The sequence below is a fragment of the Bacillus sp. EKM501B genome (assembly GCF_011800505.1).
Classification (GTDB): domain Bacteria; phylum Bacillota; class Bacilli; order Bacillales; family Bacillaceae_G; genus Bacillus_A; species Bacillus_A cereus.
Genome location: NZ_JAALFZ010000036.1, coordinates 1 through 14,775, shown reverse-complemented (window position 1 = coordinate 14,775; position 14,775 = coordinate 1). Strand labels below are relative to the sequence as shown.

Genomic DNA, 14,775 nt, shown 5'->3' with positions numbered 1-14,775 from the left:
TAAAGTTAGTTTGTCTAGCATCTAAAATAAAAATTGACGTTTCACGTTGTTTGTTTCGTTTAGTTTTCAAAGTTCAATATCGCGTTTCAGCGACTTTTATAATTTAACACTTCTCGTTAAATCTGTCAACAGCTTTTTTCTTTCGTTGCTGACGACGCTTATTAATTTACCATATTAATCATTTAATAGTCAACACTTTTTAAAAAAATGCCAAAATAATTTTATCTTGGCATGATATAAAGCTTAATAATCACTAATGCTGCCACACCCGGTAAGCCTAACAAACTCGTTATTGCTGCTGTCCCCATGTTAATCGGGATATGAAAATCAAAATATGTCCCTACAACATTTACGATAAAAAGCAATGCTATTCCTAAAGTAACATGAAAAATCACCTTACCTATAAAACGTAATGGCTTAGAGGCAACACCAAAAACAAGAAAAATAAATACTAAAGTAAGAATGCCAACAATAATAATTGTAGAATTCATTTTTTCCTCCTTATGAATGACCTATACATCTATTTGTATGGGACAAGACAATAAAAAAGAACAGTTATCATATGCAGCATCTCTTTTATATAAACTAAATAAAACGATACCTCAGCATTTAACAAATAAAATAAAAAGGCCTGCTTAGAAAGCAGAACCTTTTACCATTGTTCCATTTTTACAGGACGACGCTTTGCTTCTTTCAACAAAAAGAAATATTTCGCCTCTGCTATTTTCAAAGAACAAATGACATCTTGAGACGGTTCTACACTTTGTTCGACCATTCTCTTCTGACGTAACCACTCATTCTTCACTTTTTCCAAAAGTACAATTAACTTATCGTCATACTCTTTACGCAATTTACCCTTTTTTTGAAAGAACATTTTCGTTTCTCCTCTTATACTTCTCTGCGACCTTCTAACGCTTTGGATAATGTCACTTCATCTGCATATTCTAAATCTCCACCAACTGGCAGACCATGTGCAATACGAGTTACTTTAATGCCTGTAGGTTTTAAGAGGCGGGAGATATACATCGCTGTAGCTTCCCCTTCAATATTAGGGTTTGTTGCTAATATCACTTCTTGTACCGTTTCATCATGTAGTCGCTTTAAGAGTTGCGGGATATTAATGTCTTCCGGTCCAATTCCCTCCATAGGAGAAATCGCACCACGTAACACATGATATACACCTTGATACTCTTTCATTTTTTCCATCGCGATTACATCTTTCGGTTCTTGTACGACACAAACAACTGATTGATCTCGATGTGAATCATTACAAATATAACAAGGATCACGATCAGTAATATGTCCGCATACAGAACAGTACGCTAAATCTCGCTTCGCATTTACAAGTGCTTTCGCGAAACCTAACACATCATCTTCTTTCATATCTAATACGAAAAATGCCAATCGAACCGCTGTTTTCGGTCCGATACCTGGCAACTTCATAAAACTATCGATTAGTTTTGATATTGGTTCTGGATAATGCATGTATCAATATCCTCCTAGAACATTCCACCTGGTAAGTTTAAGCCTTTTGTAAATTTACCCATTGTAGAGTTTGAAAGCTCATCAGCCTTTTTAAGTGCATCATTTGTTGCAGCTAATACTAAGTCTTGTAGCATTTCGATATCTTCTGGATCTACAACTTCTTCTTTAATCTTCACTTCAAGAATTTGCTTGTGACCATTTGCGATAACTGTAATCATTCCGCCGCCAGCTGTACCTTCAACTGTTTTTTCACCAAGCTCTTCTTGTGCTTTCGCCATGTCCTTTTGCATCTTTTGCATTTGTTTCATCATGTTATTCATATTTCCCATTCCGCCACGCATCATAATTAATTCCTCCTAATTATTATTACTCTTTTATTTCAATGAGTTCTTGCCCTACTAATTTCACTGCCTCTTCTATAAGAGGATCTTCCTTTTTCTCTGGGCTTTCTTCAGACTCTCCACCTTCACGTTGTAAAAAGTCTTCACGGATTTTACCCCATTCACTTTTTGGAATGGCAATCATATTTAACCTTTTACTTAGCAATTCAAATAAAGCTTGTTCTACTGTATCCATAGCTTCTCGATTTTCGCTCGCCATCTTACAGTGAATCTCATATTGAAATGCTAAAACGTAAGTGTCATCTGAAGCTGCCACTGGTTCGCTATTTTCTAGTAAAACAGCAAACGCTACTTTGTTATATGATTTGAGTCTTCCTAACAACTCACCCCATACAGCTTTTAATTGTTCTAAATCTTGACGCTTCGCTTGTTTTAATACTTCATTTACACGTCCGACAGGAATCTTCATACTTCCTGTTCTTACCGGCTTTGGTGTTGCACGTGTCTCTCTTACTTCCTGTTGTACACCAGCTGGCACACCGTTCTTTTTAACTTGCTCTAACTCTTTCTCCAGTTGCTGCATCCTGTTCATAATTGCTTGCAAACGATCTGTACCATTTGCTTGCATCATAAACTGTTGACACAATTGCACCATAACAACTTCTAAGAAAATACGCGGATGATTTGTCCACTTCATTTCCTGTTGTCCCTTACTAAGGGTATGAATAATCTCATAGATCACTTCCGGTTGCATTTCTTCACTCAACTTACGGAATTGATCATCTACAATTACTCGTTCCAACATATGTTCTAGTTGCGGTGAAGTTTGATATAAAAGCATATCACGATAATAGTAAATGAAATCCTCCATAAAACGAACTGGATCCTTCCCTTTACTCATCATTTCATCTATGATTTGCAATGCTCTTGATACATCATTTTCACGTATGCATTCTACTAAATTGCCTAAGTATTGCTGAGAAACAGATCCTGTTACGGCCAATACATCTTCTGTCGTAACGGTCTCATCACTATAAGATATAGCCTGATCAATAAGACTAAGTGCGTCACGCATACCACCTTCAGCAGCACGCGCAACAATTTGTAATGCCTCATCTTCCACTTGCGTACCTTCATTTGTCACGACCGTTGATAATCTCTCAACAATATCATTCACTGATATTTTTCGGAATTCAAAACGCTGACAACGTGAAATAATTGTAGGCGGGATCTTATGAGGTTCTGTTGTCGCCAAAATAAAGATAACATGTCCTGGCGGCTCTTCTAAGGTTTTTAAAAGCGCATTGAATGCACCCATAGAAAGCATGTGAACTTCATCAATAATGTATACTTTATATTCTACAGCACTTGGAGCATATTTTACTTTATCTCTAATATCTCGAATTTCATCTACACCGTTATTTGAAGCCGCATCAATTTCTAATACATCTGAAATGGATCCTTGTGTAATTCCTAAACAAGAAGGACATTCATTACAAGGTTCAGCTACCGGAGCATGTTCACAGTTAATTGCTTTTGCAAATACTTTTGCAATTGTCGTTTTTCCTGTTCCCCTCGGGCCAGAAAATAAATAAGCATGTGAAACTTTCTCTTGAAGAAGGGCATTTTGCAACGTTTTTGTCACGTGCTTTTGACCGACTACATCTTCGAACTTTTGCGGTCTCCATGTTCGGTATAACGCTTGGTATGACACGAAAATACGGCCTCCCTCAAAGGTTATTATCTCATTTATTATAACCCATTCTGTTTATAGATTCCAAAAGTTATTTTCTATACAAAAAACTCACCTTTGTATTAAGGTGAGTTTTGTATACATATATAACTGCCGTGCACCCTCCGTCGATTACGTACCATAAGCGTTACTCAAGCAGTTAGCTCGGTTCAGGCACTCCTGCGGCACACGAGAAGACCCGCTTATTGCTGCTTCCTTCCGGACCTGACAAGGTTCACGGGGTCCCGTTGCGCAGGACCCAAACGTCAACACCACTTACTTAAGGCAGACCTTACAGCAACATAACCTCGAGAGGGGATTCGGCCTCGCTAGAGCGGATTGCGAGTATAGGGCACCGCTACCTCCCCGCTTAGCACGGCAAAGTTAAAACCAATATTCGGTTGCCTTCATTAAAGGCATTATCAGTATAACTTGTTTCTTTATAAAATGCAAATACGTTAGTTCCCAGTATTCTTCTCTAATTTTTTTATTGCTTTTCTTTTTTTACGAAGCTCTCTAAAAAAGCTTGTTAACAACGTACCGCATTCTTCCTCTAGTACACCAGATACTACTTCACATTGATGATTGAAGCGTTCATCCGTTAAAAGATTCATCAATGTCCCTGCACATCCGCCCTTCGGATCACTTGCACCATATACAACTCGCTTCACTCGTGATAAAACAATTCCACCTGCACACATTGGACAAGGTTCTAATGTTACATACAATGTTGCATCTTCTAAACGCCATGTCCCTAATTTTTTACACGCCTCATCTATCGCTAGCAACTCAGCATGAGCTATTGATCTCTGCTCAGTTTCCCTTAAATTATGGGCAACACTAATTACCTCACCATCTAACACTATAACTGCTCCAATTGGTACTTCCTGTATTTCCTCTGCCTTTTTAGCTTCTTCTATCGCTAATTGCATAAAATAAATATCTTGATCTTGTTCCATAACATAGTCCTTTCATTACAAATAAAGTACACTTATTTCCATTTACTACACAGGGGATAACTTTTACAAATTCAATCCACCCTAAAAGAAAAAAGAGAGGGGATTACATATGAAAAATACCGCCTTGCTCATTATCGATATGATTAATGACTTTCAATTTTCCCACGGACCCATTCTAGCTAAAAAATGTGAAATTATAACAAACCCTATTTTACAATTAAAGAAAAAAATGAAATCCTTCGGCTGTCCTATAATTTACGTTAATGACCATTATCAACTGTGGAGATCTGATATCGACCAACTTATTACTCATTGTACAAATGAATATAGCGAAAACATAATCCATAAGATTGCTCCAAGTTCTGATGATTACATTTTTATTAAACCACATTATTCCGCTTTTTATGAAACACCTTTAAATTCATTACTAGGTTATTTAAAAATAGAAAATCTAATATTAACAGGGGTTGCCGGAAATATATGTATCCTATTTACAGCTAATGATGCTCATATGAGAAATTATACATTGTATGTACCAGAGGATTGTATCGCCTCTAACAACGACCAAGATAATATACATGCTTTAAAAATAATGGAAACTACATTGAAAGCAACTATAACATCATCAACCAAAATAAAATTTAATTAATACATATATCTATTTTCTAACTTTTTATATCAAATTAACCCGCTCGCTTCCCTCTTGTGCTACAATAATTCTGTTTTGTGTTTTTAGTAGTCACGGTAAATCACTGATTGAAAGGAGGAAACAGCGTGACCGGAGTACCATTTATCACGGTTGAAGGACCAATTGGTGTTGGAAAAACTTCACTTGCGAAGGAAATTTCAACTCACATGCAACTCCACTTACTAAAAGAGATTGTTGATGAAAATCCCTTTTTAGGAAAGTTCTATGAAGACATCGACGAATGGAGTTTTCAAACAGAGATGTTCTTTCTTTGTAATAGATACAAACAATTAGAAGACATTAACATAAAGTATTTGAATCAAAGGAAACCAGTAGTAGCGGATTACCATATCTTTAAAAATTTAATTTTTGCATCCCGCACATTAAAAGACTCCCAATATGACAAATACATGCAAATTTATCGTATCCTTACACAAGATATGCCTGTGCCAAATGTCATTGTTTATTTAACAGCTAGCCTAGAAACATTGCAAAAACGAATTGCCATGCGCGGAAGAGAATTTGAAAAAAACATGGATCCAAATTACTTACTACAGCTCACAAAAGATTATGAAACAGCAATGGATGCTTTTAAAAAAGATCATCCGGAAATACCAGTATTGAAATTTAATGGAGACGATATGGATTTTGTAAAAAATCCTGATGATTTAAACGTCATCCTATCTGCCCTTCAAAATACTCTCTTAAAGGAGTCGAAATAATAATGAATTTAAGGCAAAAATATGATATACCCAATGACGCAGTAATCACTATCGCCGGAACGGTAGGTGTGGGTAAATCAACTATGACAACTGCATTAGCTAATGCTTTAGGTTATCGCACATCATTTGAAAAAGTAGATTCCAATCCATATTTGGACAAGTTCTATGCGGACTTCACTCGTTGGAGCTTCCACCTACAAGTGTACTTTTTAGCAGAACGATTTAAGGAACAAAAAAGAATTTTTGAATATGGTGGCGGTTTTGTTCAAGATCGTTCCATTTACGAAGACACTGGAATTTTCGCAAAGATGCATCATGAAAAAGGAACAATGACGGAAACTGATTATGAAACATACAAAGGTTTATTTGACGCTATGGTCATGACTCCTTACTTCCCTCATCCAGACTTATTAATTTACTTAGAAGGTTCTTTCGATGATATTGTCGATCGTATTCAAGAACGCGGGCGCCCAATGGAACAGCAAACACCAATTGAGTACTGGAAAGAAATGCATGGACGTTATGAAAACTGGATTAACAACTTTAATTCATGCCCTGTATTACGCTTAAATATTAATGAGTACGATATTTTAAAAGATGGTGATTCAATCGAACCAATCATTAAAAAAATTGGCCATTTTTTAAAACAAACACGTAAACTTGTAAAATAAAAAACCCGTGCATATGCACGGGTTTTCCTATTAAATTACTTCTTCTTTGTTGGAGCAATAATTTCACTCTCAGGTTTTCCTGCGTTAATGCGCTGACGAACAGTACTTGTACTAATATCGTATGCTTCAGCAATCTCTTTAACAGTCATTTCTTTCCCGTTAATTACTGCCGTTAATACTTTACCTGTACGTTTTGGAGCCGCCGCTTTCTTTACAGCTGCTTTTTTAACTTGTTTTGGCGCCTCTACTTTACTCGTAGCTTGTTTTACATCACAAGTACAACCACAAAGTTTACGGAATGTATCATCACTAATAATGCGTGATACGTTTGCACCACTGTTTAAAATTCTATTGTTCTTACAGACAGGACATTGTACATAATATAAAGTTTTTCCATCTAAAGGAAACGTTTGTATAATAAGATCCATGTTGACTCCTTTCATATCTATGAAGATAATCATCGGAATATGAGTGTGTAATAAGGACAAAATTACCTTACACCATACTTTATGATTGGTTTTAAAATAAAAACTCGTTACGTGTTGGTAACGAGTTCTCCAATCTCCACTTATATGCGCTGTTGTCAATTATATCTGGAGGAGGTAGAGGGATTCGAACCCCCGCGCGACTCTCGCCGCCTGTCGGTTTTCAAGACCAATCCCTTCAGCCAGACTTGGGTATACCTCCATATTGACATCAAATATAATATCAAAAGAAAAACAGTTAGTCAACCCTACTAAAATAAATTATGAGGAAAGGAAAATTTTACTTTTCCCTTCCTACATTACAGTACTGACAACGCTCATAATTACCAATCACTCATACCGATGAATGTTTAAATTTACTTAATAACTGTTTTTCCTCCCATATAAGGGCGAAGAACTTCTGGAATTATAATTGTACCATCTTCTTGTTGGTAGTTCTCTAAAATAGCTGCAACCGTACGTCCGATTGCAAGACCAGATCCATTTAATGTATGAACATGTTCTGGTTTTCCATTTGGCTCACGGCGGAAACGGATATTTGCACGTCTCGCTTGGAAAGCTTCAAAATTACTACAAGAAGAAATTTCACGATATGTGCCATAGCTTGGAATCCATACTTCAATATCGTATTTCTTCGCTGCTGTAAATCCTAAATCGCCTGTGCACATGCTCATAACGCGATATGGCAACTCTAATAATTGTAACACGCGTTCTGCATCATTTGTTAATTTTTCTAATTCTTCATAAGAATCTTCTGGTTTTACGAACTTCACAAGCTCTACTTTATTGAACTGATGCTGGCGAATTAAACCACGTGTATCACGACCAGCTGAACCTGCTTCAGAACGGAAGCAAGAGCTAAATGCAGCATATCTTATAGGCAATTGCTCTTTATTTAAAATCTCATCACGATGCATATTCGTTACAGGTACTTCAGCTGTTGGAATTAAGAAGTAATCTTCACTTTCAATACGGAATGCATCTTCTTCAAACTTTGGAAGTTGTCCTGTTCCCGTCATACTTGCACGGTTTACCATATATGGAGGTAATACTTCTTCATATCCATGCTCATCAGTATGAAGATCAAGCATAAAGCTAATTAAAGCACGCTCTAATCTTGCACCAGCACCTTTGTAAAATACGAAGCGGCTTCCTGTTACTTTCCCAGCGCGTTCAAAATCTAAAATTCCTAAATCAGTAGCAAGATCCCAATGTGGTTTTGGCTCAAAAGTAAATTCTTTCACTTCTCCCCAAGTACGTGCTACTACATTATCATCCTCTGTTTCACCAACTGGAGCAGATTCATGAGGGATATTTGGAATAGATAACATTAATCTTTCTAAGTCTTCTTCAACTGTACGAAGTTCGTTATCAAGATCCTTTACTTTTTCTCCAACCTCACGCATTTCTAAAATTAGAGCCTCTGCATCTTTCTTTTCGCGCTTTAATACAGAAATTTGTTGAGATACTTCGTTACGTTTACTTTTTAATTCTTCTGTCTGAACAAGTAGTTCTCTTCTTCTCGTATCAAGTTCTTCAAAACGGCCGAAATCAGTTAAATCTTCGCCTCTATGCTGTAATTTCGCTTTTACTTCTTCAAAGTTTGTACGTAAAAATTTAATATCAAGCATTATATACTCCTCCTTTTATTTTATAAAACACAAAAAACTCCCGTCCCTATATAAAGGGACGGGAGTTAACCCGCGTTGCCACCCTAGTTGAAAGCATTACCGCTTTCCTCTCAAGTAGAAATAACGGCTCTTCACCGGGAATGCTTACTAATCCAAAAGATATTCCACATTCCATTCCAGGATGGATTCACAAACTGTTTCTATCGATTTCCACCAACCATCGACTCTCTATAAGAAACGACATTTGTTACTATTTCCTATCAACACGCTTATTTTATAAAATTGTTACCATCAATTTACTATAATCTTATACAAGTTGCAAGTTACTTATACAACTTTTTTCATTTTCGCTTCTTTTACCATTTCAACAAAGTATGCTGTCACACGATGATCATCTGTTAATTCCGGATGGAATGAAGCAGCTAAAAACTGATCTTGTCTTACCGCTACCATTCGGTCACCATGCTTAGAAAGCACTTCAACATTATCAGCTACTTCTACAACATACGGCGCACGGATAAATACACCAATGAAGTCTTCACCCACGCCTTCAATTGAAAGCGCAGCTTCAAAACTATCCTTTTGGCGTCCGAACGCATTGCGCTCAACTGTAATATCCATAGCACCAATATGTGCTTCTTCATAGCCAATAAGTGTTTTCGCAAGAAGAATCATCCCTGCACATGTACCAAACATTGGTTTACCAGACTTTGCAAATGTACGAAGTGGTTCCATGAAAGCATACTTATCAATAAGACGGCGCATTGTTGTACTTTCACCGCCTGGTAAAATAAGACCATCAATCTCTTCAAGTTGCTCTATACGCTTTACAACAACAGCTTCTGCACCACTTGCTTCAACTGATTTTACATGCTCACGAACTGCACCTTGAAGACCTAGTACACCGATTTTCACCATTTTAAAGTTCTCCTTTAATTACCATCCACGCTCTTGCATGCGTTGTTCTGGTAATAACGTTGAAATTTCGACACCCTTCATTGCATTACCTAATCCTTTAGAAAGGTTTGCAATTAGTTCGTAATCTTCATAATGAGTCGTTGCTTCAACGATTGCACGTGCAAATTTCTCTGGGTTTTCTGATTTGAAGATACCAGATCCAACAAATACCCCATCAGCACCAAGTTGCATCATTAATGCTGCATCTGCTGGTGTTGCTACACCACCTGCCGCAAAGTTTACAACTGGTAAGCGACCAAGGCGTTTAATTTCAAGTAATACTTCGTAAGGAGCGCCAGTATTTTTTGCATATGTCATTAACTCATCTTCACGTAGACTCGCAACTTGACGGATTTCTGCATTGACTTGGCGCATATGACGCACTGCCTCTACAATGTTTCCTGTTCCTGGTTCACCTTTTGTACGAAGCATAGATGCACCTTCTGCAATACGACGTGCAGCTTCTCCGATATCACGGCAACCACATACAAATGGAACTGTGTAATCACGTTTATTTAAATGGTATACTTCATCAGCAGGAGTTAATACTTCACTCTCATCGATATAGTCTACCCCTAATGATTCTAATACACGTGCTTCTACAAGGTGACCGATACGGCATTTTGCCATAACCGGAATTGACACCGCACCCATAACTTCTTCAACAATTGTTGGGTCTGCCATACGAGAAACGCCACCTGCTGCACGAATATCTGCTGGTACACGCTCTAATGCCATAACGGCAACTGCGCCTGCCTCTTCTGCAATTTTTGCTTGTTCAGCGTTAACTACGTCCATAATAACGCCGCCTTTTTGCATTTCTGCCATTCCACGTTTTACACGTTCTGTCCCTGTTACATTTGTCATGTACAAAAACCCCCCTAGGTGAATTGCTTTCCCCCGTTAAAGGCGAAAATTAAGAATACTCTTACATTCTACCACTAACTATCAGATGCTTGTCTACTACTTTTTCATAAAGTCGGTATGAAAAATAGGAATAAAAAAAAGCTCCTATCATGAGGAGCTTTTAAAACCAACCTTTTACTGTATCAACAGCACTATTCCACATGCCACTAAAGAATGAACCAATTCCGCGCATAGCACGAGTAAACCAGTTTGCTTCTTCTACTTCAGATGTTGTTACAAGATCCACTTGCAGTGACTTACCAGTTAAAAATCCAGGGTCGTTTGTATCTTTTGGCGTAATTACCATTTGACCAAGCGCAGCTCCCTTTTTAATAGGTGCTTCTTGTCCCTTGCTTGATTCTTTTAATTCCGTTTTATAAACATCTTTACTTCCTTTTGGCACCGGAAGTGAAATAGCTTGTTTCGTTTGAACTGCTACATCTTTATCTTTCGCATTTTCTACTCGTACTGTTTCTTGTCCTTTTACTGAAGAACCTTTTTTATACATTTGTTTTACTTCAAAGTTAGCAAATCCATAATCATATAGCTTCTTTGTTTCATCAAAACGTGCTGTATGAGAACTTGTTTTAATAACTACAGAAATAAAACGCATTCCGTTTCTTTCAACCGTACCAGTGAAGCAATCTCCTGCCTCTGGAGTTGAGCCTGTTTTTAGGCCGTCTACGCCATCATATTCTTTAACTAAGCCCTTTAACATCCAGTTCCAGTTCGACATTGCAAACTTCTCTTTTTCTGGACGGAATTCTTTTTTAGGGATTTTTGCTGTATCTAACACTTTTGGATAATCTTTAATTAAATGTTGTGCTAAAGTTGCAACATCCTTTGCAGACATTTTATTTTCTTCATCCGCTGTTGTTCCTTCAGGATGCATTCCCTTTAAATCTTTATTCGTTAAACCTGTAGAATTGACAAATTTATAATTTTTCAACCCTAGTTCTTTCGATTTATCATTCATCATTTTTACGAAGTCTACTTCTTTACCTGCAATTGCTTCTGCTAATGCAATTGTTGCACCATTTGCAGAAAAGATTGCCATTGCCTCGTATAACTCTTTTACTGTATAAGAGCCACCATTTTCTAATGCAACATTTGATAATGAAGCATCTTGTGAAACCTTATATGCATATTCAGAAACCTTAATTTTCTGGTCCCACTTAAGTTTTCCTTTATCCACTGCTTCGTGAACTAAATATTCACTCATCATCTTTGTCATACTAGCAATGGATAATAATTCATCTGCATTCTTTTGATATAAAATTTTCCCAGAATTCGCTTCTACTAAAATTGCCGCACCTGCTTCAATGTTTAAAGCGGCTCCTGTTTCAGCTGATGCATTGCTATATGGCATAAAAATGCTACAAGCTAGTGTAAGCACTGTTACCAAAGCAATGAATCTTTTGCAAAACATACCTTTCACTTTTGCTACCCCCAATATCTATGTACTCACATAACCGTTATTCTAACATAATCAAAAAAAAATAGACAGAGATATCAAATCTCTGTCTATTTGTATATAAGACATTATAATGAGTAGTTTGGAGCCTCTTTTGTAATTTGTACGTGATGAGGATGACTTTCACGTAAGCCAGCACCTGACATACGAATGAATTGTGCATTTTCGCGTAAGAATTCTAAATCCTGTGCTCCGCAATATCCCATACCTGCACGTAAGCCACCAACTAATTGGTGAACTGTATCTGCTAAAGGTCCTTTATATGGTACTCGTCCTTCAATACCTTCTGGGACAAGTTTTTTATTGCCTTCTTGGAAGTAACGATCTTTACTTCCTTTTTCCATCGCACCGACAGAACCCATACCACGATACACTTTAAATTGACGACCTTGGTAAATTTCAGTTTCTCCAGGGCTTTCTGCAACACCTGCAAACATGCTACCTAGCATAACAACATGTGCTCCTGCCGCTAAAGCTTTCACCATATCACCAGAGTACTTAATACCGCCATCAGCAATAACTGGAATGCCGTGTTTACGAGCTTCTGTTGCACAATCATAAACCGCAGTTAATTGTGGTACACCAACACCGGCTACAACGCGTGTTGTACAAATAGAACCTGGTCCAATACCAACTTTAACTACGTTTGCACCAGCTTCAATTAGTGCTTTCGTTGCTTCAGCAGTAGCAACATTTCCAGCGATAATATTTAGTGATGGATATTTAGCACGAACTTCTTTTACCTTATCAATAACACCTTTAGAATGCCCATGTGCTGTATCAAGTACAATTGCATCTACACTAGCTTTTACTAATGCATCGATGCGAAGCATAGCATCCGCTGTTACACCAACTGCTGCTCCAACTAATAAGCGTCCTTGCTTATCTTTAGCAGAGTTTGGGAATTCAATTACTTTTTCAATATCTTTTATTGTAATAAGCCCTTGTAATACACCGTTATTATCAACAAGAGGGAGTTTTTCAATTTTATACTTTTGTAGGATCTTTTCAGCTTCTTCCAGTGTAGTACCAACTGGAGCTGTAATTAATTGTTCTTTTGTCATTACGTCAGAAATTTTGATTGAGTAGTCTTGGATGAAGCGCATATCACGGTTTGTAATAATACCAACTAATTTTCGCTCATCTAAATTATTTACAACCGGTACACCTGAGATACGATATTTTCCCATAAGATGTTCTGCATCATATACTTGATGTTCTGGAGTTAAGAAGAAAGGATCTGAAATAACGCCGCTTTCAGAGCGCTTTACTTTATCAACTTGCTCTGCTTGTTGCTCAATAGACATATTCTTATGAATAATTCCTAAACCACCCTGGCGAGCCATTGCAATAGCCATGTCAGCTTCTGTTACTGTATCCATTCCTGCACTAATTAACGGGATGTTTAGCTGTAAGCTTTCAGATAAAACTGTTTTAACACTTACTTCTCTTGGTAATATATCTGACCTAGCTGGTACAAGTAATACATCATCAAAAGTCAAACCTTCTTTAACAAATTTAGATTCCCACATAATTGTTCCCCCTATGATACCAGAAATTATTATTAGTAGCTTATCAATTGGTTAAAATACTGTCAAGGACGTATATATATGTTAGAATTTTTAGACAATAAAAGGAGCGTAATATATGCATCAAACATCTTGTACTTGGCAGCAGTTAAGTTTCTTTTTTTCATCTCAAAACGTACAACGTTATCTTGCCCGTTGTTACGAAAAATCCTCTATTCAGGATGCCGAAAAAAAAAGTTTTGAAAATTGTTATCCCTTTATTTATTACTTAGAACACGGGAAAAATTATTATGAATTATATAAGACAGCTCCATTTTCCATTCAACCAATGTTGTTATTTTATGGAATTAGTCAACTTTTTAAAGCATGCCTACTAACTATTGACCCTAACTATCCTGAATCCACTACTGTTTTAGCTCATGGCGTTACAACTCGCAAACGAAAAAAACAAGGGTATCAATTTTTAGAAGATGAGGTGAAGGTACAAAAAAACGGATTATTTACTCATGTTGCAGAACAACTGTTTCACATGAAACACTTAGAAGCAGAAAAATTTAACATGTTAGAACTAATGGGAAATATTCCAGAATTACAAAATTTATTTCGTTATAGTCAGAAAGGATCAACTTTATATAAAATCGATTCAACAATTAAAAATGAGCTCTCCTTTTCAGTCAACCTACTAGATCGATTACATATGACTAAAGAGAGATTTTCTCGTTACATTGAAACATCTTGTAAGCATTTATCAATACAGCACGTACCTGAGAAGACTAATGAATCGAATTTACTTTTTACGGCGCCCATTCAATCATGGAATCCTATGTACAGTACTCCTTTATACTATGAACATCTTACTAATACTTATTATTTGCCACTTACGACTGATCCTAGAAATCCTAAGCCAATATTACCTGAACTCCTCATTCATTATTTATTGCTCTATAATTTAAGCATGATTTCTAGGTATGAAACAGATTGGTGGTATGACTTACTTGGCAGTTATGGTTCTGAAGATTATCCATTTATTTATCAATTTCTAAGTATTTCTGCTCAAAAAATCCCTTACTATATTTCAAATTTTTTATTAATGGAACCAAATCTATTTCATGGGAAATAAAAAAACACAAGTCAAATGACTTGTGTTTTTAGTTGCTTGGCGACGTCCTACTCTCACAGGGACAAGGTCCCAACT

At 36.8% G+C, this 14,775-nt stretch carries 16 protein-coding genes, 1 tRNA gene, 1 other RNA gene and 1 other annotated feature; of the genes, 4 read left to right on the top strand and 14 right to left on the bottom strand.

Features of this window, described 5'->3' with window-relative positions:
* Positions 1–221: 221 nt before the first annotated feature.
* The 7 genes from HFD78_RS28510 to tadA all read right to left on the bottom strand — a co-directional run bounded on the left by HFD78_RS28510 (position 222) and on the right by tadA (position 4,517).
* Positions 222–491 (bottom strand): pro-sigmaK processing inhibitor BofA family protein, encoded by a 270-nt coding sequence (locus HFD78_RS28510; protein ID WP_001089273.1) that lies wholly within the window; start codon positions 489–491, stop codon positions 222–224.
* A 161-nt stretch (positions 492–652) separates the two neighbouring features.
* Complete coding sequence (locus HFD78_RS28505; protein ID WP_000466019.1) at positions 653–874, bottom strand: YaaL family protein; 222 nt, start codon at positions 872–874, stop codon at positions 653–655.
* A 14-nt stretch (positions 875–888) separates the two neighbouring features.
* On the bottom strand, positions 889–1,485 hold the full coding sequence (gene recR / locus HFD78_RS28500; RefSeq protein WP_000559169.1) for a recombination protein RecR: 597 nt from the start codon (positions 1,483–1,485) through the stop codon (positions 889–891).
* A gap of 14 nt (positions 1,486–1,499) precedes the next feature.
* Positions 1,500–1,826, bottom strand: coding sequence for a YbaB/EbfC family nucleoid-associated protein (locus HFD78_RS28495; RefSeq protein WP_014894853.1), 327 nt, complete (start codon positions 1,824–1,826; stop codon positions 1,500–1,502).
* Between the two features lie 25 nt (positions 1,827–1,851).
* Positions 1,852–3,540, bottom strand: coding sequence for a DNA polymerase III subunit gamma/tau (gene dnaX / locus HFD78_RS28490; protein ID WP_000121575.1), 1,689 nt, complete (start codon positions 3,538–3,540; stop codon positions 1,852–1,854).
* Between the two features lie 132 nt (positions 3,541–3,672).
* Positions 3,673–3,937: signal recognition particle sRNA large type (ffs, locus tag HFD78_RS28485), an RNA gene on the bottom strand.
* Positions 3,938–4,016: 79 nt separating this feature from the next.
* Positions 4,017–4,517 (bottom strand): tRNA adenosine(34) deaminase TadA, encoded by a 501-nt coding sequence (gene tadA, locus HFD78_RS28480; RefSeq protein WP_000434332.1) that lies wholly within the window; start codon positions 4,515–4,517, stop codon positions 4,017–4,019.
* A gap of 109 nt (positions 4,518–4,626) precedes the next feature.
* Between tadA and HFD78_RS28475 the strand changes: the two genes are divergently transcribed.
* The 3 genes from HFD78_RS28475 to HFD78_RS28465 all read left to right on the top strand — a co-directional run bounded on the left by HFD78_RS28475 (position 4,627) and on the right by HFD78_RS28465 (position 6,598).
* Positions 4,627–5,166 carry a cysteine hydrolase family protein gene (locus HFD78_RS28475; RefSeq protein WP_000798712.1) on the top strand — a complete coding sequence of 180 codons (540 nt, stop codon included), beginning with the start codon at positions 4,627–4,629 and terminating at the stop codon, positions 5,164–5,166.
* Positions 5,167–5,291: 125 nt separating this feature from the next.
* Positions 5,292–5,927 carry a deoxynucleoside kinase gene (locus tag HFD78_RS28470; RefSeq protein WP_000148218.1) on the top strand — a complete coding sequence of 212 codons (636 nt, stop codon included), beginning with the start codon at positions 5,292–5,294 and terminating at the stop codon, positions 5,925–5,927.
* A 2-nt stretch (positions 5,928–5,929) separates the two neighbouring features.
* Entirely contained in the window at positions 5,930–6,598 is a 669-nt protein-coding gene (locus HFD78_RS28465; RefSeq protein ID WP_001053585.1) for a deoxynucleoside kinase, read from the top strand.
* A gap of 35 nt (positions 6,599–6,633) precedes the next feature.
* Here the strand turns inward: HFD78_RS28465 and HFD78_RS28460 are convergent, their stop codons facing one another.
* The 7 genes from HFD78_RS28460 to guaB form a co-directional block, all read right to left on the bottom strand.
* The gene (locus HFD78_RS28460) at positions 6,634–7,026 is read right to left on the bottom strand and encodes a sigma factor-like helix-turn-helix DNA-binding protein (protein ID WP_000364196.1); all 393 of its coding nucleotides are present in this window, start codon (positions 7,024–7,026) and stop codon (positions 6,634–6,636) included.
* Between the two features lie 166 nt (positions 7,027–7,192).
* Positions 7,193–7,285 (bottom strand) — tRNA-Ser (locus HFD78_RS28455).
* Between the two features lie 154 nt (positions 7,286–7,439).
* Positions 7,440–8,714 carry a serine--tRNA ligase gene (gene serS, locus HFD78_RS28450; RefSeq protein WP_000884186.1) on the bottom strand — a complete coding sequence of 425 codons (1,275 nt, stop codon included), beginning with the start codon at positions 8,712–8,714 and terminating at the stop codon, positions 7,440–7,442.
* Positions 8,715–8,765: 51 nt separating this feature from the next.
* Positions 8,766–8,987 (bottom strand) — a binding site (T-box leader).
* Between the two features lie 54 nt (positions 8,988–9,041).
* Positions 9,042–9,632, bottom strand: coding sequence for a pyridoxal 5'-phosphate synthase glutaminase subunit PdxT (gene pdxT / locus HFD78_RS28445; RefSeq protein ID WP_000238783.1), 591 nt, complete (start codon positions 9,630–9,632; stop codon positions 9,042–9,044).
* Between the two features lie 18 nt (positions 9,633–9,650).
* A complete protein-coding gene (pdxS, locus tag HFD78_RS28440; protein ID WP_000186164.1) occupies positions 9,651–10,538 on the bottom strand; it encodes a pyridoxal 5'-phosphate synthase lyase subunit PdxS in 888 nt (295 codons plus the stop codon).
* A 160-nt stretch (positions 10,539–10,698) separates the two neighbouring features.
* The gene (gene dacA / locus HFD78_RS28435; RefSeq protein ID WP_125653127.1) at positions 10,699–12,006 is read right to left on the bottom strand and encodes a D-alanyl-D-alanine carboxypeptidase DacA; all 1,308 of its coding nucleotides are present in this window, start codon (positions 12,004–12,006) and stop codon (positions 10,699–10,701) included.
* Between the two features lie 113 nt (positions 12,007–12,119).
* Positions 12,120–13,583, bottom strand: a complete 1,464-nt coding sequence (gene guaB, locus HFD78_RS28430; RefSeq protein WP_000264088.1) for an IMP dehydrogenase — start codon at positions 13,581–13,583, stop codon at positions 12,120–12,122.
* 115 nt (positions 13,584–13,698) lie between these two features.
* Between guaB and HFD78_RS28425 the strand changes: the two genes are divergently transcribed.
* Complete coding sequence (locus HFD78_RS28425; protein ID WP_000554287.1) at positions 13,699–14,700, top strand: YaaC family protein; 1,002 nt, start codon at positions 13,699–13,701, stop codon at positions 14,698–14,700.
* The last annotated feature ends 75 nt before the right edge of the window (positions 14,701–14,775 follow it).